The organism is Streptomyces sp. NPDC001750 (assembly GCF_042892615.1).
Taxonomy (GTDB): domain Bacteria; phylum Actinomycetota; class Actinomycetes; order Streptomycetales; family Streptomycetaceae; genus Streptomyces.
On sequence record NZ_JBIAUE010000011.1, the window covers coordinates 41687 to 64756 of the forward strand.

Genomic DNA, 23070 nt, shown 5'->3' on the forward strand with positions numbered 1-23070 from the left:
GCTGTACCCACTGTGACCGCCTCCGCCCCCGTTTCCGCCCTGACCCCGACCAGCCGGGTGCTGGCCTGGTGCCTGCACCTGCTGGTTTTCGGCCTGCTCGCCCTGGCCGCCGGCCGGGCCGTGGCCGACGGCCTGCCACATGCCGGGATGACCACCGCGGCTGCCGCGGCATGCGGCCTGGTGTATGCGGCCGGGCCGCTGCTGCCCCGGGTGCGTGCCTCACGCCGTGCCGCGGCGGTGTGGCTGGCGTGCACATGCGTCGGCTGGCTGCTGCTGCTGACCCTGTCCGCCGACGGCGTATGGGTCGCTTTCCCTCTGTACTTCCTCCAGCTCCACCTGCTGTCGCGCTGGGCGGGTCTGGCCGCGGTCGCGGCCACCGCACTCGCGGCGATCACCGCCTTCGCCGCCCACCAGCACTCCTTCAGTCTCGCCATGGCGATCGGCCCGGCCCTGGGCGCCGCCGTGGCCGTAGCGGTGGTGTGGGGGTACCAGGCCCTGTACCGCGAGAGCGAACAGCGCCGCAGGCTGATCGAGGAACTCACCGCCACTCGCGCCGACCTGGCCCAGGCCCAGCACACCGCCGGAGTACTCGCCGAACGCGAACGCCTGGCCCGCGAGATCCATGACACCCTCGCCCAGGGGCTCTCCAGCATCCAGTTGCTGCTGCGCGCCGCCGAACGAGCCCTGCCCGCAAAACCCGAGGCCGCCACCCGTTACGTCGGCCAGGCCCGCCAGGCCGCCGTGGACAACCTCGCCGAGGCACGCCGCTTCGTCGCCGCCCTCACCCCGCCCGCCCTGGAGGACACCAGCCTGGCCGGTGCCCTGGAACGCCTGTGCGCCACCACCTCCGCGCGCCACCGGATCACCGCCCGCTTCCACCTCACCGGTACTCCCGTGACGCTGCCCACCGCCTACGAGGTCGCGCTGCTGCGGATCACCCAGTCCGCCCTGGCCAATACCGTCCGCCACGCTCACGCCACCACCGCCGAGGTCACCCTCAGCTACCTCGGTGACCACGTCGCCGTGGACGTCGTCGACGACGGTTCCGGATTCGACCCCGATCGGCCACCGGCCCCCGCACAGGACGGCGGCGGCTTCGGACTCGCCGCGATGCGCGCCCGCATGCGCGCCCTCGACGGCACCCTCACCGTCGAATCCGCCCCCGGCCAGGGCACCTCCCTGGCTGCCCAGCTCCCCCTCACCCCACCCGCCGACAGCGAACCCGAGGCCCGCCCGTGACCGACACCCCCATCCGCCTGCTCCTGGCCGACGACCACCCGGTGGTACGCGCCGGGCTCCGCGCGGTGCTGGAGACCGAACCCGGCCTCACGGTGGTGGCCGAGGCGGCCACCGCCCAGGACGCCATCACCCGCGCCGCCGAAGGAGACATCGACGTCGTCCTGATGGACCTGCAGTTCGGCAAGGGCATGGGCGGCGCCGAGGCCACCGCCCGGATCACCGCACGACCGGGCGCGCCCCGCGTGGTGATCGTCACCACCTATGACTCCGATGCCGACACCCTGCCCGCCATCGAGGCCGGCGCCACCGGCTATCTCCTCAAGGACGCCCCGCCCGAAGACCTGGCCGCTGCCGTACGAACCGCCGCCGCTGGACGCACCACGCTGGCCCCCGCGGTCGCCGACCGCCTCATGAACCGGCTCCGCACCCCGGCCGCCGCCCTGACCCGGCGCGAGACCGAGGTCCTCGCGCTGGTCGCCGAGGGCCTGTCCAACCAGGCGATCGGCCAACGGCTCCACCTCACCGAGGGAACCGTCAAGTCCCATCTGGCCCGCGTCTACACCAAACTCGGCGTCGACTCCCGCACCGCCGCCGTGGCGACCGCCACCGACCTCGGCCTCATCCGCCGCTGACCGAACCGGCCGCGAGCCGCGCCGTCGGGGGATGAGTGATCCTCGTCGCGGGTTCGACGGCCTCATCACTCGGCGACGAGCCGTCGGAGCAGGCCGAGGTCCACGTCCCGCAGGCTGTGGGCGACAGTCCGACGCGGTGCCGCGGGGACGTGGGTGAGCGAGGGCACGACCAGGACCCTGCAGTCGGCCGCCTCCGCGGAGGCGACGCCGGTCGGGGTGTCCTCCACGGCGACGCACGCGGTGGGGGTGGCGCCGAGGGCGGCCAGGGCCGCCCGGTAGGGGTCGGGGAACGGCTTGGTTCGCGGGGTCTCCCCCGCGGCGAAGGAAGTGGTGAACCGGTGCCGCCCGAGGACGTCGAGGACGATGTCCACGACGGGCCGGGGCGAGGCCGAGACCAGGGCCGTGGCCACGCCCGCGGTGTGCACCGCTGCGAGGAGTTCCACGGCCCCCGGCAGGGGGACGACCTGCTCGCGTACGAGCTGCGTGAAGCGTCGTTCCAGGGACGCGGCGAGCCGGGCCGCCCCGGCCCGGCCGACCGCGCGGGAGGCGAGGTGGGCGGCGCTGACCTCGATCGCGCGGCCGAGGACGAACGGGAGGTCCGCGTCCGCGAGGACGAGTCCCAGCCCGAGGGCCTCCTCCTCGACCGCCTGCCGCCAGAGCCGCTCGGTGTCGACGAGTGTGCCGTCCATGTCGAAGAGGACCGCCTGGAGTTCGGTGTGCACGGAGGCTCCCTGGGAATGGGTTTCGGGTGGCCCGGCCTGCGGCAGGGCCCGGGGGTCACGGACGGGCCCGGAGCCCGATCCGGAGGGTACGGATCTCGAACGGGCGCAGCGTGAGGTGGAGCGACGTGCTCCGCGGTGTGCTCGGCCGGGCGGGTACCGCTCCGTCCAGGGGGCGTTCCAGGAGGTCGGTCTCGGTCACGGTGTCCCACGGGACGGCTGTGTTCAGCGTGGTCCGGGCGCGTCCGCCGTGGGCTTCGTAGAGCCTGACGACGAGGTCGCCGGAGCGGTCGTCGGCAAGCTTGACGGTCTCGACGACGACGGCCTCGTCGTCCGTGGTGACCAGGGGGCCCACCCCCGTCGCCCCGGGGACGGAGCGCTCCGGAAGGTTGAAGGCGTAGCCCTCGCGTACGGCGTCGGCGATGTCGGCGCCGAGGACGAAGCCGTAGCGCAGCCGGTGTCCTCCCTGATCGGCGTCCGGGTCGGGGAAGCGGGGGGCCCGCAGCAGGGAGAGCCGGACGGTCGTGGTGGTGCCGCCGTCCTCGCGTACGTCCCGGGTGACGTCGTGGCCGTAGGTGGAGTCGTTGACCAGGGCCGCGCCCCAGCATCGCTCGCCGACGTGGAGGTACCGATGGGCGCAGATCTCGAACTTCGCCGCGTCCCAGCTGGTGTTGGTGTGGGTGGGGCGCCGGACATGGCCGAAGGGGATCTCGGCGGTGGAGTGGTCGGCCCGGATGTCCAGGGGAAAGGCCGCCTTGAGAAGGCTCTCCCGCTCGTGCCAGTCGATGTCGGTGTCGATGTCGAGGCGCCGCGAGCCCTCCCGCAGCGAGAGCAGCTGCCGGATGCGTGAACCGCCGAAGCCGCGCCGGACCTCCACGCCCCCGTCGACGGCGGTCACCTCCTCGACGTCCGTGAGGTCCCGCACGGTGTTGCGGTAGAAGGCGTCGATGTCCCAGGCGTCGTACTCGTTGGGGAAGTCCTGGTGGAGCTGAAGCAGATTGGCGACGGCGCCGGGAGGCAGGGCTTCGCGGCCGGCGGCGAGGTCGACGGCCGAGACCACGAGTCCGCGGTCGTCGATCACGAAACGCACCAGGCCGTTGTCGAGCACGTGGCCGCCCTCGTACGGCGCCGGGGTGACCGTGGGTGCGGGGTCCCCGGTGCGGAGTTCGGCGCCGAGGGCGTCGACGCCGCCCCGGGCGAACGGCGCGCCGTTGAAGACGACCGTGCCGGTTCCGGGGCCGGCCAGCGCCCGCTGCGCGGCGTCGACGAGCCCGTCCAGTTCGGTGCGGACCGCCGCGTAGGTCTCCTCCGCCTGCCGGTGCACCCAGGAGATGGAGGATCCGGGCAGGATGTCGTGGAACTGGTGCAGCAGCACCGTCTTCCAGAGCCGGTCGAGTGCGTCGTACGGATAGGGGAAGCCGGTGCGCACGGCCGCCGTCGCCGACCACAGTTCGGCCTCGCGCAGCAGGTGCTCGCTGCGCCGGTTGCCCTGCTTGGTCCGCAGTTGGCTGGTCAGCGTGCCCCGGTGGAACTCCAGATAGAGCTCGCCCAGCCACACCGGGGCGTCGGGGTACTCCGCGTGGGCGCGGGCGAAGAAGTCGGCCGGCCGCTCGATGACGACCCGGGGGGAACCCTCCAGGTCGGCCAGTCGCTCGGCGCGGGCGAGCATCTCGCGGGTCGGGCCGCCACCGCCGTCGCCGTATCCGAAGGGCAGGAGGGAGTGGTTCGCCGGGCCCTTGTCCTGGAAGTTGCGTACGCCGTGGGCGAGTTCCGCTCCGGTCAGCTCGCTGTTGTACGTGTCCGACGGCGGGAAGTGCGTGAAGATGCGGGTGCCGTCGATGCCCTCCCACCAGAACGTGTGGTGGGGAAACTTGTTGGTGGTGTTCCAGGAGATCTTCTGGGTGAGGAACCAGCGCACGCCCGCCAGTTTCATCAGCTGGGGCATCGCCGCGTTGTAGCCGAAGGTGTCGGGCAGCCACATCTCCTCGGTCTCCACGCCGAACTCCTCGGCGTAGAACCGCTTGCCGTGGATCAGCTGGCGAGCGAACGCCTCCCCGCCGGTGATGTTGGTGTCGGGTTCCACCCACAGGCTGCCCACGGGCAGGAACTGGCCCGCCTGCGCCTTCCGACGCACGCGCGCGTAGACATCCGGGCGCCGGTCCTTCAGCCAGGCCAGTTGCTGGGCCTGGGACATGGCGAACCGGAATTCCGGGTGGTCGTCCATCAGATGGGTGACGTTTGCGATGGTCCTGGTGACCTTGCGCACGCTTTCGCGCAGCGGCCACAGCCAGGCGGTGTCGATGTGCGCGTGGCCGATCGCGGAGACCCGGTGGGCGCTGCCGGCGGCGGGCGCGGCCAGGGCGGGGCGCAGCACGTCGCGGGCGGCGGTCGCGGTTCCGGCGACGTCCCGCACGTCCACGGCGTCGAGGGCTCGTTCGACGGCGTGGAGGATCTGCCATCGGCGCTCGGAGCCTTCGGGCAGCTCGTGCATCAGCTGCCCCAGGACGTCCAGGTCCTGGGCGAGTTCCCACACCTCCCGGTCGAAGACGGCCAGGTCTGCTCGGCGGAGTCGGTAGAGCGGATCACCGGTGGCATCGCCGCCCGTCAGCCAGGGGGGCCGGTCCCCCGCCCGCGTCGGTGCGTGGTGCGGTTCACCGGGAAGGGGGACGGTGGGGTTGGCGGCGGCCTCGACGTAGTAGGTGAACTCTTCGCCTCCGGTCGCCGGGTCGCCGACGGGGATCCACGCGTTGCGCGGGTTGAGCGCCTTGACCACGGTGCCGTCCTGGCGGTGGACGAGGCCCTCGGTCGAGAAGCCGGGGCCAGTGACGTCGAAGCCGAGGTCGAGTACGGCCTCGACCCGCTGCCCCGCCCACTCCGGCGGAATCCGTCCGCTGACCCTGAACCAGCTGGTGGACCAGGCCGGGCCCCATCGGTGGCCGACCGTGACGGGCCGGTAGGGCGCGGTCAGTGCGTCGGGCACGGGCACGGGTTCGCCCGGGGCGTTCCAGATCTCCACCTGGAGCGGCGTGGCGCGGGCGTGGACGGCCGGGCGGATGCGCTGGCCCAGCACGCGGTCGAGCCGCTGCTCGGTGAGGCGTCGGTTGCTGTGCATGGCGTGCTCCGTGAGACGGGGGCGGTCACTCGTCGGTGGGCCCGAGGTCGGGTGTGTCACGCAGGTGGACGTGTCGGGTGGTGGCGGCGTGGAGTTCGAGGACGGTGATCTCGTTGGGTCCGGTTCCGAGGACGGGAGCGGGAACGTACAGGCTGCTCTGGGGTCCTCGGGACCAGTAGCGGCCCAGGGGGAAGCCATTGATCCAGGCGACGCCCTTGGTCCAGCCGTCCAGGTGGAGGAAGGTGTCGGCGGGCTCGTCCACGGTGAAGGTGCCGCGGTGGAAGGCCGGCCCCACCGGGCGCCGCGCGGGATCGGCGGTTCGGTGGACGAAGGTGTCGGGGCGGTCGAGGGGCAGGGCGCGGCTTTGCCAGGCGGCGGGCGGGTGCCCGTTGACCGTTGTGCGGCCGAGGAGGCCTTTGCGGTCGTGGAGCCCGGGTCCGTAGTTGACGCGGCCCTGGTTCTCCACGAGTACGGCGAGCCGGGCTCCCGGGCGGGGCACGGTGAAGGCGAGGGCGTGTTCGTGGTTCTCGCGTTCCAGGACGCCGACCGGTTGGCCGTCGACGAAGACCTGGGCGCGGTCGTGGACCCGCTCGACGTGCAGGACGGCAGGTCCGGGCGTGGGCAGGTCGGTCTCGTAGAGGACGAATCCGAAGGGGTGGCCGAGTTCCTCCATGGTCAGCGGGCGGTCGGCGGCCACGGGGGTGCCGAGGGTGTCGGCCTGTTCCAGCAGGCCGGCCGTGCGGGTGAGTTCCACCGACCCGAATGCGGCCTTGGGTGCGGCGGGTGGGAGGGGCTGCGCGGGGACGGGTGCGTGGCGGGCGATGACGTCGCGGAAGGCTTCGTACTTGGGGGTGGGGTCGCCGGCTTCGTCGAGGAGGGCGTCGTAGTCGTACGAGGTGACGGTGGGACGGTAGGTGCCCTTGTCGTTGGCGCCGTTGGTGAAGCCGAAGTTGGTGCCTCCGTGGAACATGTAGATGTTGACGGAGGCGCCCGCGGCGAGCAGGCGGTCGAGGTCGGCGGCGGCGTCGGCCGCGTCGCGGCGGGTGTGGATGCCGCCCCAGCGGTCGAACCAGCCGATCCAGAACTCCGTGCACATCAGCGGGCCGTGCGGCCGGTGCTCGCGCAGGGCGGTGAGCCCGGCGGTGACGCGGCTGCCGAAGCTGGCGGTGGGCAGGACGCCGTCGAGGCTGCCTCGCGCGAGATCGGAGGGCTGGTCGCAGGTGAACAGGGGGAGGTCCACGCCGTGGCGGCGCAGCATGGCGGCGAGTTCGGCCAGGTAGGCGGTGTCGTCGCCGTGGGCGCCGTACTCGTTCTCGACCTGCACGGCGAGGATCGGCCCGCCGTTGCTTCCCAAGTAGGGGTGGAGCGGGGGCAGCAGGGCGCCGAGGTACTCGTCGACCGCTCGCAGGAAGCGGGGATCGCGGCTGCGCAGGGTGAGATCGTCCTCGGCGAGCAGCCAGGAGGGCAGGCCGCCGCCCTCCCATTCCGCGCAGATGTACGGGCCGGGTCTGAGCAGGACGTGCAGTCCTTCGGCGGCCGCGGTGTCGAGGAACCGGGGCAGGTCGAGACCTCCGTCGAGGCGGAACTCCCCGCGGCGCGGGGCGTGCAGGTTCCACGGCACGTAGGTCTCGACCGTGTTGAGGCCCAGCAGCCGTGCCTTGCGGAGTCGGTCGGCCCATTGCTCCGGATGGACGCGGAAGTAGTGCAGGGCTCCGGAGATGATGCGGAAGGGTCGGGCGTCGAGACGGAAACCGTCGTCGGCGATCTCCAGTCGGGGCATGGCTGTGGTGCTCCTCAGGGGTACGGATCCGGTTGGTTCAGCCGAGCGGGCGGCACAGCAGGGCGTCGGGAACGCCTCCGTGGTTCCACTTCCACGTGTAGGCGACGCCTGCGAGGTACTCGTCGTCGGCGCACTGGCCCTTGTAGTGGCCCGGGGCCCAGTCGCTGCCGGTCGAGCCGCCGGTGGCGGGGCGGTTGTCGCCGCGGTCGAACCAGAGCGCGCGGCCGGTGGTGGGCAGGGAGCCGGCTGCGGGGGCGCACAGGAGGGCCGCCATGGCGTTGTTGCGCACGCTGTAGCCGACCGCGAAGGTGTTGACGGGGCACTGGAGCTTGTTGTATCCGGACGCCCAGTCGCCCCCGGTGACGTACCGCTCGTCGGTGACGACGGTCCAGGCGCCGTTGCCCTTCGTCGGCCCCCCGGCGTCGGTGCACAGTCCTCGGCTGTCGCTGCGGCCGAGGCCGGTCAGCCGCTGGCTGTCCGGGCAGTTGCCCTTGCGGTTGCCCGGGGACCAGTCCGGCTTCGCCAGCATGGTGGTGGAGACGTTGTAGTCGGCGTAGTCCAGGTTGAGCATGTTCCAGCGGGGGGCGGGGGCGATCCGGCCGGTCCTGCCGGGGGCGTTGACGAGCTTGTTCCAGTCGGTGGCGCGCCAGTCGCCGGCGTCCATGACACCGAGCCGTGTGCCGTCCGCGCTGTAGTTGACCATGGCCCAGGAGTCCTGCGGTGTGCCGTTCGTGTCGGTCCAGCCGACCAGGGGCCAGATGGCGAAGTCGGTGTCGTTCTTCACCAGGATGTCGGTGAAGTTGCCGAACCAGGCACGTTCCTTGGCGTCGATGTCGTCGCGGCCGGCGGCGCCGAACTCGCTGATCCACACGGGTGCGGTGAAGTGCTGGCCGGACCGGGTGACGAACAGGGCCTGGTCGTCGACGACCTGGGCGAGCTGTGTGGGGGTGAGTTCCTCGTAGCGCGGGTCGTGCGTCTCGCCCGTTCCGGTGGCACCGGTGTGGTTCGGGCCGGTGTAGCCGTAGAAGTGGGCCGCGTAGACGAGTTTGTCGGAGCGGATCAGGGTGTTGGACAGGGTGGCGACCGGGGTGAGTGTCGGGCGGCCGTGGGGGGTCAGGTCGGTCGGTATGCCCTGCCAGTTGATGCCCTCCATGATGACGAGCATGTCCGGGTTGGCCTGCAGGATCTTGTTGCCGGCTGCTTCCAGGGCCTTGTTGAGGTCGTGGTCGTCGCCCCAGCCCCAGTTGGCGTCGTTCCAGGTGTCGCGGCGGACCTCGTTGCGCAGATCGGCTCCGACGACCCGCTTGTCGTCCTGGTAGCGCTTCGCCAGGAACACCCAGTCGTCGATCCACTGCTGGGTCGACTGGCCGCTGTTCCAGCGCTCGTTGCCGTCCAGGCCGCAGCAGAAGCGGTAGCTGGTGGTGTGGTTGTTGAGGATGACGGCGAAGCCGTCCGCGGTCAGGGCTCCGACGACGGCGTCGAGCACCTGCAACGGGGTCTTGCCCTTGAGCTGCGGGTTGGCGGCGACGGCCGAGTCCGGGACGGCGCTCGTGTCGTGGATGAGTGCGTTGGCGAACGGGAGCCGGATGCTGTTCAGGCCCAGGGCGTGGAAGTCGGCCAGGATCTGGGCCATCGGCTTCCGGTCGAGGCCGAGCGGGATGTTGTGCGACATCTGCCTCGCCTGGTGGTTGGCGACGTCGCCGACGTCGCCAACGCCCTGCCAGGTGCCCTGGGCGCCGGCCCAGTTGCCGGACTTGAGCTTGAACCGGTCGCCGTCGGCGTCGACGACGTATCGGTCCCGGGTGGACAGCGGGGCGGTCCATGAGGCGGCGAGCTGTGCGCCGGTGAGGGCCGGGGGCGGCGGTGCCGTTCCCGTGTCCGCTGCGGCGGCTGTGGGGGTGAGGGTGCAGAGGAGGAGCGCGGACGACGTGGCGAGGGCCGCGGTCGCGCGTCGGAGCAGGGTGATGCGAGGTGTCACGGGGAAGCTCCTTGCGGGTGGGGGACGTGTGCCTGCCTTGCGTGGTGCGGAACGGTGCGGTGCGGTGGATCAGCCCTTGAGGCCGCTGGTGGCGATCCCCTCGACGATGTAGCGCTGGGCGACGAGGAACATGACGACCAGGGGCGTGATGGTGACGACGGCGCCGGCGAAGAGACCGGGCAGGTTGATGGTCTGCGAGGTGAGGAAGGTGGACAGCGCGATCTGCGCGGTCCAGGCGGACGGGTCCTGGCCGATGACCAGCGGCCACAGGAAGGAGTTCCAGCTTTCGATGAAGGACAGCGCCCCGAGCGAGGCCAGCATCGCCCCTGAACTCGGCAGGGCGATCCGGCGGTACAGGCCGAGCCAGCCGAGGCCGTCGAGCCGTCCCGCCTCTTCGATCTCCCGCGGGAACTGGAGGTAGAAGTTGCGGAACAGCAGGACCGCGAACGGATTGAAGAGGCCGGGCACGATGATGCCCCACAACGTGTTGACGCCTCCCATGGAGCCGACGACGACGAACGTCGGCACGAAGGTGACCGAGCCGGGGATCATCAGCGTGGCCACCACCAGGGCGAGCAGCACACCGCGTCCCGGAACCGGAATCCTGGCGAGGGCGTAGCCGGCGGCGGAGGCGAGGAGCGTGGAGACGGGCGCGGTGACGGCGGCGATCAGCAGCGAGTTGCCGAGGGACCGGCCCATGGCGACGGCGGGGTCGTCGAACAGGGCGGTGAAGTTCTCGAAGTGCATCGTCGAGGGCCACCACGTCCACTCCGGCGCCGTCAGGCTCTGGGAGTCCATCAGCGCGTTGCGGAGCATCAGGTAGAACGGCGCCATGAAGACCGCGGTCAGCAGTCCGATGAGCAGGCCGCGTGCCAGCAGGCGCGCGGTTCGGGACAGTCCGGGCAGGGTGATCATGCGCTTCTCATTCTCCGCTCCTGCCGAATCCGGTGAACCGTCCCTGGATCAGGGTCACTCCGACGATGAGGGCGGTGAGCACGAAGGCTCCGGCCGAGCCGAGGCCGTAGTTCTGGCTGCCCATGGCGGTGTTGTAGAGGTGGACCAGCGGTGTCTGTACGGGAGCGGTGCCGGTTCCCGACAGCCCGCTGTTGAACAGGTTGTAGAACTCGTCGAAGGCCTGGAAGGCGGCGATGAACAGCAGCATCAGCACGGCGACGGCGGTGTTGCGCAGCATCGGCAGGGTGATCCTGGTCAGGAGCCGCCGACCGGTGGCGCCGTCGAGCGCGGCGGCTTCGTAGATCTCCTTGGGGATGGCCTGGAGTCCGGCGAGGAAGAGCACCATGTAGAAGCCGACCTGGAGCCAGAGACGCAGCGTGACGAGGACGATCCAGTAGAGCGGTGGCGAGGTGGACTGGAGCCAGGGCACCGGCTCCGCTCCGAACCATCCGCCGATCATGTTGGCGATGCCCGATGGCAGGCCGTTGAACAGGCACATCTTCCACAACAGGGAAGCGGCGACGTACGAGACGGCCGCGGGGACGAGGAAGGTGGTGCGCAGCAGGGCCCGGCCGCGGCGGATCCGGTGCACCAGCAGGGCGAGTCCGAGGGAGGCGGCGAAGGTGACCGGCACGATGAAGGCGGTGAACAGCAGGATCGTGAGCAGCGAGTCGCGGAAGGCCTGGTCGGACAGGAGGGTCTGGTAGTTGTCGAGTCCGACCCAGTGGCCGAGGGCGATGGTGCCGCGCGCGTCGCTGAGGCTGAGCAGGAAACTCCAGCCGATCGCGACGTACTTGAAGACGCCGAGCCCGATCAGTGTCGGCGCGGTCAGCAGTATGAACGCGATCCAGCCGGACCGGCCGACGCGGGGCCGGCCCGCACGGGCCCGGCCGGTGCGGGCGGCGCCCCGCGGGGTGGCCGCGGGGCGCCCGGCCCGCTCGGGCCTCGGCGTGATGTCGGTCGCCGGGTTCATCGGTTTCATCGGCCGAGCTGCTTGTCGATCTCGCGCTGGGCCTTCTTCACCGCGTCGGCCAGGAGAGCGGCCGGATCGCCCTGCCCCCCGGCGATCTTCGCCGCGGTCGCGTTGAACGCGCTGCTCACAGCGGTCTCCCAGGTTCCCGGGTTGTGCTTCCCGTACTTCTCCGCCAGTTCCACGGTCTCCTTGGCGGTGCCTGCGGAGAGCTTCTTCGCGGTCGCCGCCACGGACGTGCGCGGCGGGACGTGGAAGCCGTAGCTCTCCGCGAAGTCCTTCTGGAGGTCGGACTGCTGGACCCACAGCCACTGGACGAACTTCTTGGCCGCCTCCACGTTCTTGCTCTTGGCGTTGACGCAGCTGGTCCAGCCGCCGACCCGTACGACGGGAGCGCCGCCGGCCTTGTACGCCGGCCACGGCAGCACGCCGAAGTCGTCGCCGAGCGCGGGCGAGACGGCGGGCATCGCCCACAGTCCGCACCACTGCATCGGCACGACGCCCTGGACGAAGGCGGCGGGGTCCCACCAGTCGGTGGTGAACCCGAGCAGCAGCGACTTGTCGTCGTGCAGGCGCTTCAGACCCGTCAGCGCTTCGAGCGCCCGGGCCGAGCCGAACGCCACCTTGCCGTCGGGGGTCACGAGATCGCCGCCGTTGGACCAGACGTTGAGGATCGCGGAGTCGCCGATGCCGTCGTTGCCGACGAACAGGCCCTTGTTCTTCTTGGTGGTCAGGGCCTTCGCCGCGGCGACGAGACCGTCGAAGGTCGTGGGCGGGGTGATCCCGGCCTTCGACAGGACACTCTTGCGGTAGTAGAGCATCATGACGTCGTCGATCATCTTGACGCCGTAGAGCTTGCCGTCGACGGTGACCGATTCGGTGGCGTTGGTGTTGAAGTCGCTCTTGGCGCTGCCGTACACGTCGTCGAGCGGGGCGATCTGGCCGCGGCGGGCGAGGGCCTCGCTGAAGTCGCCGATCTCGAAGACGTCGGGGGCCGCGTCGGTCAGCAGGGTCGCGTAGAGCTTGCTCGAGTAGTCGCCGGGAACCCAGGTCACCTTGACGGCTATGTCCGGGTTGGCCTTGGTGAAGGCGGTGGCGTAGCGGAGCGCCGCCTGCTGGGCGCCGGCCTCGCCGTAGGCGTGGTACCAGACGTTGAGAGTGGTCTTCGCTCCGGAGGAGGTGCCGCCGGTGGGGTCGGTGCTGCAGGCGGTCGTCAGGACCGTTCCGGCGGTGACGAGCAGTGATCCCGTGAGGAATCCGCGTCGGCTAAGCTCTGATCTGCGTGCGCTCATGTCGCATGTCCTTTTGTGAGGGCGTGTGAGGGGCGGATGTGCTCCCTGGCCGGCGCCCTCGTCAGTGCTTGCCGGCAGAGGAGGGCGGCGGCCAGGGAGTCGTATTCGGCGGCTGCGGGGACGGCGGTGGCTGCTTCGGTCATCCGGCGCCGATCGTGGATGTGGCAGCGGGCTGTGGGAAGAGGGCCTGGATGGCCACGGCGGCGCCACCGCGGGCCCACTCCTCCCAGGGCAGCGGGCGCAGCAACAGCGGGCATCGGGACGCCGCTCCGAAGGCGTGCGCGGCGTACGCATCCTGGATGTGGCGGCTGAACAGGTCGTAGGCGTCGGCTCCTTCGCCGCTGACGACGACACGCTCCGGGCCGACGAGGTTGACCAGCGCGGCGATGCCCACTCCGATGGCCTGTCCGGCCCGGGCGAAGGCGTCGCGGGCCGCGAGGTGGCCCTCGCGGGCCATGTCGACGGCCTCGTCGAACGTGAGATGCGGGTTCGTGGCGGCGCGGCGGACCGCCGCGAGGATCGCGTCGGTCGAGGCGATCGCCTCGACACAGCCGCGAGCGCCGCAACGGCAGAGCGGTCCGGTGGGGTCGACGCAGATGTGTCCGACCTCGCCCGCGACCCCATGGGCGCCTCTGAGCAGGTGCCCGTTGACGACGAGGGCGGAGCCGATGCCCGCGCCGATGGTGACCAGCGCGAAGTAGCCCGTGCCGATGCCTTCGCCGAACCAGTGCTCGGCGACGGTCAGGGCCCTGACGTCGTTCTCGACGGTGACCGCCAGGCCGGTGGAGGCGCTGAGCAGTTCGCCGAGCGGGACGTCGCGCCAGCCGAGGAGGCCGGAGTGGCGGAGCCGGCCGCTGTCGCGGTCCACGTCGCCGTTCACGGCGACGCCGAGGTGGCGCGTACGGTCCCGGAACGCGGGCTCGGCGTCGAGCAGTTCGTCGACCAGCTCCGCGACGAGGGCTGCGACGACCTCGGGGGCGCACACGTCGAGCGGCCGGGCAGCCGTGTCCCGGATGCCGGCCCGCAGATCGCAGACGGCACCGAAGAGCTGGTCGACGCTGATCTTCAGTCCGACGAAGTACTCCCGGTCGGGAGCGACCGCGAGCGGGTTGACCGGTCGGCCTGCGCCGGGTGCGGTGCGCTCCGGCGGGAGTTCGTACAGGTAGCCGTCGTCGATGAGGGGTCTGGCTGCCTTGGTGACGGCTGTCGAGGAGAGCCCCGTCCGCCGTGCCAGTTCCACTCTGCTGAGTGGTCCCTCCGCGAGAAGCAGGGCGAGGACCGCGGTCTCGGCGGGAGCACTGACCAGAGGCTGGGAGTGATGTCGAAGCACGGGTGCAACGTAGAGCAAATAAATAACTTCTTCCAGTATTGATTTAGGAGTTGGGACCGTCCTACGCTCGGGCCCGCCTCCGTGCCCGTCCCGGGGCCCCGGATCGCGGTGTCGGTCGTGCCCTCACCACACCGCCCTGGACAAGGCCCTGTTCCTCTCCGTACGTCAGGGGACCCATCCGTGCTCGCCACGCTCCCGCCCGTCACCTTCGATCCCGATCTCGGCCTCGCGGTGCTGCGCACACCGAACAGCCAGTACGCCCTCCGCCTCGCCCCCGACGGCAGCCCCCGCCACCTCCATTGGGGCGCCCCGCTCGACACCGCTGCCCTCGCCGCGATGCCGGAACCCGTCTCCCCGGCCGCGAGCAGCTTCGAGGCCGAAGCCGCCGCCGACGAGCTCGCACCGCAGACCGGGGCGCGGTTCGGACCGGCCGGCCTCCAGGTCCGCTTCGCCGACGGCACCCGAGGCGCCCAGTGGCGCTTCGCCGGTCACACCGTCGACGGCGGGGAACTGCGACTGCGCCTCGACGACCGGCACCGCCCCCTGCGAACCGAACTGTGCTACCGCGTCCGGCCCGGCACCGACGTCGTCGAGCGCTGGACGGAACTGACCCACACCGGGGCCGCGGACGGCCCGCCGGATCCGGTCACCGTCGACCGGCTGGACTCGGCCTCCTGGACCGCTCCCCCGCTGACCGACTACCGGCTGAGTCATCTGGTCGGCGGCTGGAACAGCGAGTTCCAGCTCCACCGCGACCGACTTCCCGTCGCCGAAACCGTACTGACGAGCCGTCGGGGACTCTCCGGCCACCACGCGAGCCCCTGGCTGGCCCTCGACGACGGCACCGCGGCGGAGGAGCGGGGCGAGGTGTGGAGCACCACGCTCGCCTGGAGCGGAAGCTGGCGCGTCACGGTCCACCGCGATCCGGTCGGCCGCACCACCTGGACCGGCGGCTTCGGCCATGAGGGCCTCAGTTGGACCCTGCGGGCGGGCGAGAGCCTTCGCACGCCGGTGTACGCCGGCCTCTACACCCCGCACGGCTTCGGCGCGGCCAGCCGCGCCTGGCACGACTACGTACGCGGGCACGTACTGCCGGAGCCCGAACGGGACCGGCCGGTCCTCTACAACTCGTGGGAGGCCACCGGATTCGATGTCGACGAGGCCGGCCAGATCCGCCTCGCACACCTGGCCGCCCGGCTCGGTGCGGAGCTCTTCGTCCTGGACGACGGATGGTTCGGCGCCCGCCGCGACGACCGGTCCGGGCTCGGCGACTGGACCCCCCGCCCCGAGGCGTTCCCCCGCGGAGTGCGTCCGCTCGCCGACGAGGTGCACCGCCTCGGCATGGCCTTCGGGCTGTGGGTGGAGCCGGAAATGGTCAACCGCGACAGCGAGTTGTACCGCGCCCATCCGGACTGGGTCGTCCACTCCCCCCACCTCGACGCGACCGAGCTCCGCAACCAGCTGGTGCTGAACTTCGCCCGGCCCGAGGTCGAGGCCTGGGCCCTGGAGACCCTCGACCGGCTCGTGCGCGACCACGACGTCGACTGGCTCAAGTGGGACGCCAACCGGCCCTTCACCGAGGCCGGCTGGGACGGGCACCCCGACCCCGACCGGCTGTGGATCGACCACACCCGGGCCGTGCACCGGGTCATGGACCGGCTCCGCGCCGCCCACCCCGGGCTGCGCATCGAGGCGTGTGCGGGCGGCGGCGGTCGCATCGACCTCGGCGTCCTCGCCCGCACCGACCAGGCCTGGACCTCGGACAACACCGATCCGGTCGACCGGATCGGCATCCACCACGGCTTCGGTCAGCTCTTCCCCGCCCAGGCCATGGCCGCGTGGGTCACCGACAGCCCCAACCCCGCCACCGGCCGGCGCACACCGCTGCGCTTCCGCTTCCACGTCGCCATGGCCGGGGCGCTGGGGATCGGCGGAGACCTGACGTGCTGGTCCGACGAGGAACTCGGCGAGGCCGCCGAGCTCGTCGCCCAGTACAAGCGGATCCGCCCGCTCGTGCAGCGGGGGCACCAGCACCGCCTCACCCCGGCCGGCCCGGTGACCGCCGTGCACTACGCGGCGCCCGACGACAGCGAGCACGTGCTCCTCGTCTGGCGCCCCACGACGCGGTTCGGTCACCGCTCCGCCCCCGTGCGGCTGCCCGCACTCGACGCCGGGGCCCACTACCTGGACCCGGACCTCGACCGGGTGTACAGCGGCGCCGTCCTGGTGCACCGGGGCATCGACCCGCGGCTTCCCGCCGGCGACCACGCCAGCAGCCTGATCCGGCTCCGTCGCGTCGGCCCCTGAGCATCACGCCCCCTCCACGCCCACGCCCCGCCTTCCTCGCCCGCCCACGACACGTCTGGATCCGCCCATGGACACCGCGCAGGACACCTCCCGGAACACCGCCCGCGTACTGGTGGTCGGCATCGACGGCGTACGCCTCGACCTGCTCCCCGAACTCGCCACCCCCCACCTCGACGGGATCGCCCGCGCGGGCTTCCTGGCGCCCGTCGAGGTGGACTCCGTGACCCCCACGATGTCGGGCCCGTGCTGGACCACCATCGTCACCGGCGTCGGTGTCGCCAAGCACGGCGTGTGGGCCAACCGCTTCGACGGCAACCGCCTCGACGTCTTCCCCGACTTCACGACCCGCCTCGCCGCCGACTGCGGACGGCGGACCTTCGCCGTCGGAGGCTGGGCTCCGCTCTTCCTCGCACAGCAGGGCGGTCCGCTCTTCGTCGCCCCGGCCCGGCTCGCCTACGTCGCTCCCCGCGAGGACACCCCCGAAGCGTGGGAGGAGGTGGACGAGAAGGTGACCGCCGAGGCGGAACATCTCCTCGGCGTGGACGACGACCTCCACGCCGGCTTCGTCTACCTCGGCGCCGTCGACGAGACCGCCCACTTCCTCGGCTGCGGCCAGGAGTACCGCCGTTCGATCGAGGCCGCCGACCGTCGGCTCGGCCGGCTGCTCACCGCCGTACGACGGCGTCCCGGCCATGCGGCGGAGGACTGGACGGTCATCGTGGTGACGGACCACGGCCACCGCGACGAAGGGGGCCACGGCGGACGCAGTCCGCAGGAGCGCACGGCCTGGATCGCCGCGTGCGGTCCCGGTCTGCCCGCCGGTACGGCTCCGTCGGCCCTCCACCACGCCGACGTCGCCGCCCATGTCTACACCGCCCTCGGGATCACTCCCGACCCCCACTGGACCTTGGACGGCACCGCTTTCACCGCCTGATCCGACCGGAGGACTCCCGTGAACACCACCCCCTCTCCGCTCGGCGCGGCGGAATCCGTCGCCGCGTCGCCCTTCGGCGACCAGTGGTGGCAGGGCCCCGGCGCCCTCCACGTCAACGGCGTCAAGCTGCTTCACGCCGATGGAGCCGCGCGTAGAGGTGGCCACCGCACCGCCCGGAGGCTTCGGCTCATTCCCGGATCCTGCGGTGGCCACCGGCGACGCTGAAGGGAAGCTCAGAGGCTGTCCGGTTGCTTACGACCTCTCCCACGATTGTCAGCGGCATCGCAGCGTCCGGGACCTCCGCCTCCGGCGTTCTCGTCAGTCGCCGACGCTCCTTCCCCAAGCTCTCAGCTGCGTTCGAGCAGGGGAGACCCCATCCGACTCCCTCCTCCGCCTTGGATTCGAAGGCCCCAGACACCGCTCCTTCTCCCACCGCCCATCGTGGACGAGGTCGTTACAGCCCGACCGGGTTGAGGTAGGTGGCCGGGTGGGTGGCGCCGTCCTGCTTGAGGATCTGGCCGCCGAACGGCCACTTCAGGGTGAAGTGCTCCGTCTCGTTCGGCGGGGTGACCAGGAACTTCGCCGGAACGAACTTCTCCTTCTGCGGCGTGGACCTGGCCACCGGGAGCAGCGTGATGCTGAAGTCCACCGTGTCCCCCTGCTCCAGGGTCATCTTTTCGGGCTTCTTGGAGGAGCGCGCCAGCGACCAGGTGCCGTCAGTGCCCTGAGCACCGATCATGTCGACGCCGGCGAAGCCGGACAGGGTGCAGGTGCGCTTGCTCTGGTTGGTGAACCAGATGTACGCCTGGGTCTGCTTCGTGGTCTGTTCCATCTCCGGCTTCGCGTCATCCCCCATGGCGAAGCCGGCCTTCAGGTCGGCGGTGTGGCAGCGGGTCGGCTCGGCCTTGGCGGGGGCGGCCGAGGCCGGGATGGCGGTAGCGGCAGTGCCGGCGACGACGACGGCGGCAAGGGCCACGGCGGTCAGCTTGCTCTTCATGAAGTTCCTGGTTCCCCTCGAATACGAATCGGCGCGCGAGGTCAGTGCGCGCCCACGCACCTGAAGACGTGCGATCCCCGGCGGAGGTTCGGTGTGCCGGAGCGCCTTTTTCCGGCAGCCGGTCTCCCCGCTGTGGCCGCGTACGAGAACTCGTGCGGTGCGGGCTGTCGCAGCGTCATGGGGGTGCTCCGGCCGGGCCTTCGTCGCCCAGCCGTCGCCCCGGACCCGCGGTGAGCCGACCCCCTCGTCCGGCGCGGGCCGGTCGCGCACAGACCGCTGCTGCGGGCCGCGCCGAAGTGATGGGCGCCGGCGGCCTCGTTCCGCCACGGCCGCCGGTCTGCTGCACGCATCCGCCGACTCGTGGCAGGCCGTGCATCCCCGGACACGGCCGGCCGCTGCCCCGGGCGTGCGAGCGAGCCCCGCGGGCTCGCAGGGCTCGCTCGCACGGCGGGACCCGAAGTGTCACCTCTTCGCGGGTCGGTCACAGCCTCGATCCTCCTGGAGGCGCTGCTGTTCTTCTCCCTCGATCAGGTGGGAGCCTCGGCGGTCACGTACCGCGGCGGTCATCGGCGGGGACGACCGCCGGGAGCTGCGTCCGGGAGCTGACGTTCAGCTTGGGGTAAGCCTTGTAGAGGTGGTGTCCGACGGTCCGAGGACTGAGGAAGAGCCGGGCCGCGATCTCCTTGTTGGACAGCCCGCGCGCGGCCATTCGTACGATCTGCGACTCCTGTGGGGTCAGGCTGGACAGGACGCCGACGGGCGGCTGGTCCGGGGCCGAGATGCCGGTGGCGCCCAGCTCGGTACGGGCCCGGCGGGACCAGGGCTCGGCATCGAGCCGGTCGAAGGCACGCTGGGCGGCACGCAGTTGTACACCGGCCTCTGCTTTGCGCCGGTCGCGCCGTAGCCATTCCCCGTACACCAGCCGAGTGCGTGCTTCCTCGTACGGCCGGGGCGCCCGCTCGTGCAGTTCCAGGGCCTCCGAGTAGTACTTCTCGGCTTCCTCGCCGGTCGACAGCAGCGCCCGGCAGCGCATCACCAGGGCGTCGGCCGCCGGCTGTTGCGCCCAGCGGGCCCAGTCGCGCAGACGGGTGAAGGCGCGCTTCGCGGAGTACGTCTCGCCTACCCGTACCGCGGCTTCGACCAGGTCGGGGATACTGCGCGTGGAGTGGGCCAGATACCGCTCCGGGCCTTCGGCGAGCGCCTCGAGGTGGGGCAGCGCCTCCGCAGCCCGCCCCTCGCCGAGCGCGAGCAGGCCCAGGGCCCAGTGGGCGCCGCCGATGTTGGGCGCCGGAGTGCCGTCGAGTGCTTGCGCGGCGAGAGCACGGCAGCGTTCCCCGTCGCCCGCGGCGGCGGCCATCACGGCGAGGACGGCGTTCAGCTGCCCGGTCCACTGGGTCTGTCCGGTGTCGTGGCTCAGGCGCAGTGCCTCACTGGCGCTGTCGAGCGCCGCGCGGGGCCGGCCCAGCGCGAACTGCGCCGCGGTGAGATAGCTCAGTGCGGGCGGGAGCCAGCCGATTCTGCCGTGTGCTCGTCCCAGGGACACGAGCGTGGAGGCGAGTTCGTACAGCTCCTCGTCCTGTGCTCCGGCCAGCATGGCGGCGCTGACCAGGACGAGGCCGCGTGGTTCGTCGGCCAGGGCCTCCTGAGCGTCCCGGACGACCTCGGCGAAGGGCGGCACGGTCTCGCTCCGGCCCTCCCAGACCGACACCAGCCGTTGCAGCAGTGCCGCGACCGGTACCAGCGGGTGCCCGGACGGGATCGGGCAGGCGGCCACCTGGCGGGCGGTCCTGGGGCGTACGCCGCCGTCCTCGATGAACCAGGCGATGTGCACTGCCTCGAGGGTCATCGTGAGTGCCTGGCTCGGATCGTGGTCGGCGGCGAGCGCCGCTCCTTCGACCATGTGGACGTTCGCGTCGCGAAGGGCGCCCCCGCCGAAGTCCGCGGTCGCCCGTACCTGGAGCAACCGGGCTCTGAGAGCGGGGTCGTCGGCATGCGCCAGTGCCTGTTCCGCCAGGTCGCGTGCCTGGTCGAAGGCGCCAGCCTCCGCGGCCGTCGCGGCCGCGACGGCAAGCCGGTGGGTACGTCTGCCCGAGTCCGGGGTGAGCCGGGCGGCATACGCCTGTGCCGCTGCCGCGGCGGCGTAGCCGCCCCGGGCCCGTGCCCGCTCGGCGGCGGTCTGCAGGGCGGCGGCGGCCGTTTCGTCCTGACCGTGCGTCGCGGCGGCCAGGTGCCAGGCGCGGCGGTCCGCCACGTCGGAGCCGCTCACGACGGAACCAGTGGCTCCGGCTTCAGTCGCTTCGGGGCCGGCCAGCGCGTCGGCGAGTGCGCGGTGCGCGGTGAGCCGGTCGCCGTACGACGCCTGCCGGTATGCGGCGGCCCGTACCAGGGGGTGCCGGAACACGACGCTCTGTCCGGCCACCCGGACGAGCTCGGCCCGTTCGGCGGGCGCGAAGTCGGCGGGGCCGGCGCCCAGCAGTGCGGCGGCGCGCACCACGAGGTCCAGGTCTCCGTGGTGTTCGGCCGCGGCGAGCAGCAGCAGCGTCCGGGTGGGGGCGGGCAGCGCGTCCAACCGGCCGCCGAAGGCGTGCCGCAGCCGATCGGTGAGCGGCGGCGTGCCCTCGGGCGGTCCGGCGAGCTGCTGCCCGTCTGCCGCCCCCTGGGCCATGGCAGTGGGGAGTTCGAGCAGCGCCAGCGGATTGCCGCGCGCGACGGCCAGGACGTGGTCGCGCAGCGCTGCGGGCAGCTCCTGCCCACTCCGGTCCAGCAGCCGGGCCGCGTCCTGGGGTGGCAGGGCATCGAGGTGGAGCTCCTCAAGTCCCTGACCTGGAAACGCGTCCCGGGGACCGCGCGCGGCGAAGAGCATCACGATCCCCTCGGCACGCATGCGCCGCGCGGCGAACAACAGCGCCTCGGCGGAGCCGCGGTCCAGCCACTGGGCGTCGTCCACCACGCACAGCAGTGGGCCCCGCTCGGCCAGTTCGGACAGCAGGGACAGTACGGCCAGGCCCACGAACAACGGCTCCGCCCGCTGCTCGGACGCAGTCAGTCCGAAGGCCCCCGTCAACGCCCGGCGTTGCGGACCGGGCAGTTCCTCCGCCTTTCCCAGAACGGGGTGGAGCAGCAGGTGCAGGCCCGCGAACGGCAATTCGCCCTCGGCCTCGATCCCCTGACCGCGAAGCACCCGCGCGCCGGCGGCCAGCGTGACCGCGTGGTCCAGCAGCGCCGTCTTGCCGATGCCGGGTTCGCCGCGCACGACCAGGGCCGCGCTGGCGCCCCGGGCGGCGGCAGCGAGCAATCCTTCTAGCCTGACCTGCTCGTTCTTCCGCCCATACAGCATGCGCGGACCCTATCGCGCCTTCCGGCCGCGGTGACCGTCAGGAGCAATTACCTAAGTCTTGACCGATTCCCCGGTCTCCGGGCCCGCATACCGTCGTGATCAAGAGACCGGGCCCGGCTCGTAGTACAGCGGAACGAACGAAAGGGGATCACCATGATCGCGAGTCGGCCGGCACGACGTCCGGGAACGGCGAAGGCACGGATCGTGGCATTCACGACGGCACTCGTCACCGTGTCGTCCCTCGGTGCGGCGGCCGCCCGTCCGTCGCCGCCGGCCGGCCTGACGTCGCAGGGCATCGAGTGCGCCGAGGTCCGCGACAAGATCGACCGGCTGGAAGGCCGACTCACCCCGAACGGCTGCGCATTCCTCAAGCGGCAGATCGCCTTCGGGGAGATGCCGACCGGTACGCCGCCGAGTCCCGGCGACCTCGGCCACCCGAGGATCGCCGCGTACCTGGACATCTTCGACCCGGAGGCGACCTTGTGGGAGGCGGGCGCCTCACCGCAACGCGGCCACACCTCGATCGGGACCTCGATCAACGGGTCGCTGCGGCTCGTTCCCGACCTGAGGTACCGGGGCACCGATGTGGTGGCCGACGGGGCGGTGATGGTGTTCGGTCAGTGGAACGAGGTCACGGTCAAGGGGCACAGGGTCGCCTACCCCCAGATCGCCCGAAATCTGCTGTCCGACGACGGGAAGACCATCCAGGCCCGGCGGTACTACGACCGTTACACGGTGTACCGGTCGGCCGCTCCCGAGCTGCGGAACCTGTTCGAAGGGGTCGTCGACGAGGGGCCGGTGGCCGGCGCGGCGCCGGCGCGCTTCCGCGCCGACGAGATCGCGGACCGGCTGACGGCGTGGAACGGTGAGGACATCGCCGCGCTGACCGGGCGGATGGGGAACGCGCGGCTGACCGGCCCCGGGCTGTCCGGGCCGCTGGCCACCACCGCGGGCAAGGCCGCCTACCTCAAGCGCCTCTTCGACCGGGCCGACGTCAGGCTGAGGGCTGGCCAGGTCGCGTTCGGCCGGACCACGACCTATCTGGAGTGGCACGGCACGGTGAGCAGCGTCAAGGGAGAGAACGTGCCCTTCGGGATCGTCGAGCGGTTCGGCGCCGGAGGAGAGTGGGAGCTGTATTTCGACACGCTGCCGCTGATAGCCGACGAGGACGAGATCGAGGCACTGTTCAAGAGACTGAGCCGGCCCTGAGCCGCGCTGGTACGTGTATGAGGACGACCGGGGAACCGAGCGGGGTACCTGTTTCGCCCGGTCGTACCTGAAAGGTGTGAGCCGTCTGCCTCCGGTGGCGGACGACCGAGCCTCGCTGACACGGCACAGCGGCCAGAGCGCGTACCGGGCCCGGCACTGGCGGGCCCGGTACGCGCTGCCGGTCGCCGTCCCTTCTGGTGTGACGGCTCCTGGTGCCCGGCCCGCGACGGTGACCAGCGGCAATGCGGTGCGTGACCCTCGGTGCCGTCCGCGAGGGCGA

At 71.7% G+C, this 23070-nt stretch carries 15 protein-coding genes; 5 read left to right on the forward strand and 10 right to left on the reverse strand.

Annotation, left to right across the window (positions count from 1 at the left end; all coding sequences use genetic code 11):
- Positions 1-12: 12 nt before the first annotated feature.
- Together ACFYY6_RS18740 and ACFYY6_RS18745 are read left to right on the forward strand one after the other, a co-directional pair.
- Positions 13-1239 (forward strand): sensor histidine kinase, encoded by a 1227-nt coding sequence (locus ACFYY6_RS18740; RefSeq protein WP_351519159.1) that lies wholly within the window; start codon positions 13-15, stop codon positions 1237-1239.
- Positions 1236-1871: a response regulator transcription factor gene (locus ACFYY6_RS18745; RefSeq protein ID WP_351519157.1), complete on the forward strand. Its 636-nt coding sequence runs from the start codon at positions 1236-1238 to the stop codon at positions 1869-1871. Before ACFYY6_RS18740 ends, ACFYY6_RS18745 begins: the two co-directional genes overlap by 4 nt.
- A 65-nt stretch (positions 1872-1936) precedes the next feature.
- Here ACFYY6_RS18745 and ACFYY6_RS18750 read toward each other — a convergent pair whose 3' ends face one another.
- The 8 genes from ACFYY6_RS18750 to ACFYY6_RS18785 form a co-directional block, all read right to left on the reverse strand.
- The gene (locus ACFYY6_RS18750) at positions 1937-2593 is read right to left on the reverse strand and encodes an HAD family hydrolase (RefSeq protein WP_386607771.1); all 657 of its coding nucleotides are present in this window, start codon (positions 2591-2593) and stop codon (positions 1937-1939) included.
- Between the two features lie 55 nt (positions 2594-2648).
- On the reverse strand, positions 2649-5702 hold the full coding sequence (locus ACFYY6_RS18755) for an alpha-mannosidase (protein ID WP_389194199.1): 3054 nt from the start codon (positions 5700-5702) through the stop codon (positions 2649-2651).
- A gap of 25 nt (positions 5703-5727) precedes the next feature.
- The gene (locus ACFYY6_RS18760) at positions 5728-7482 is read right to left on the reverse strand and encodes a beta-galactosidase (protein WP_351519152.1); all 1755 of its coding nucleotides are present in this window, start codon (positions 7480-7482) and stop codon (positions 5728-5730) included.
- Between the two features lie 37 nt (positions 7483-7519).
- Positions 7520-9460 (reverse strand): cellulase family glycosylhydrolase, encoded by a 1941-nt coding sequence (locus tag ACFYY6_RS18765; RefSeq protein WP_351519151.1) that lies wholly within the window; start codon positions 9458-9460, stop codon positions 7520-7522.
- A 69-nt stretch (positions 9461-9529) separates the two neighbouring features.
- Complete coding sequence (locus tag ACFYY6_RS18770) at positions 9530-10375, reverse strand: carbohydrate ABC transporter permease (RefSeq protein WP_389194204.1); 846 nt, start codon at positions 10373-10375, stop codon at positions 9530-9532.
- Positions 10376-10382: 7 nt separating this feature from the next.
- Positions 10383-11387 (reverse strand): sugar ABC transporter permease, encoded by a 1005-nt coding sequence (locus ACFYY6_RS18775; protein WP_351519149.1) that lies wholly within the window; start codon positions 11385-11387, stop codon positions 10383-10385.
- A 5-nt stretch (positions 11388-11392) separates the two neighbouring features.
- Complete coding sequence (locus ACFYY6_RS18780; RefSeq protein WP_386607776.1) at positions 11393-12676, reverse strand: ABC transporter substrate-binding protein; 1284 nt, start codon at positions 12674-12676, stop codon at positions 11393-11395.
- A gap of 139 nt (positions 12677-12815) precedes the next feature.
- The gene (locus ACFYY6_RS18785; protein WP_351519146.1) at positions 12816-14006 is read right to left on the reverse strand and encodes an ROK family transcriptional regulator; all 1191 of its coding nucleotides are present in this window, start codon (positions 14004-14006) and stop codon (positions 12816-12818) included.
- A gap of 180 nt (positions 14007-14186) precedes the next feature.
- On the opposite strand from ACFYY6_RS18785, the gene ACFYY6_RS18790 reads away from it, so the two are divergent.
- Both ACFYY6_RS18790 and ACFYY6_RS18795 read left to right on the forward strand, forming a co-directional pair.
- Positions 14187-16313, forward strand: a complete 2127-nt coding sequence (locus ACFYY6_RS18790) for an alpha-galactosidase (RefSeq protein ID WP_389194209.1) — start codon at positions 14187-14189, stop codon at positions 16311-16313.
- 67 nt (positions 16314-16380) lie between these two features.
- Positions 16381-17247 (forward strand): alkaline phosphatase family protein, encoded by an 867-nt coding sequence (locus ACFYY6_RS18795; protein ID WP_351519144.1) that lies wholly within the window; start codon positions 16381-16383, stop codon positions 17245-17247.
- A gap of 454 nt (positions 17248-17701) precedes the next feature.
- Here ACFYY6_RS18795 and ACFYY6_RS18800 read toward each other — a convergent pair whose 3' ends face one another.
- A complete protein-coding gene (locus ACFYY6_RS18800) occupies positions 17702-18244 on the reverse strand; it encodes a DUF4232 domain-containing protein (RefSeq protein ID WP_351519142.1) in 543 nt (180 codons plus the stop codon).
- A 547-nt stretch (positions 18245-18791) separates the two neighbouring features.
- On the reverse strand, positions 18792-21581 hold the full coding sequence (locus ACFYY6_RS18805) for an AAA family ATPase (RefSeq protein WP_389194213.1): 2790 nt from the start codon (positions 21579-21581) through the stop codon (positions 18792-18794).
- 204 nt (positions 21582-21785) lie between these two features.
- On the opposite strand from ACFYY6_RS18805, the gene ACFYY6_RS18810 reads away from it, so the two are divergent.
- Positions 21786-22790 (forward strand): hypothetical protein, encoded by a 1005-nt coding sequence (locus ACFYY6_RS18810; RefSeq protein WP_389194216.1) that lies wholly within the window; start codon positions 21786-21788, stop codon positions 22788-22790.
- Positions 22791-23070: the final 280 nt, after the last annotated feature.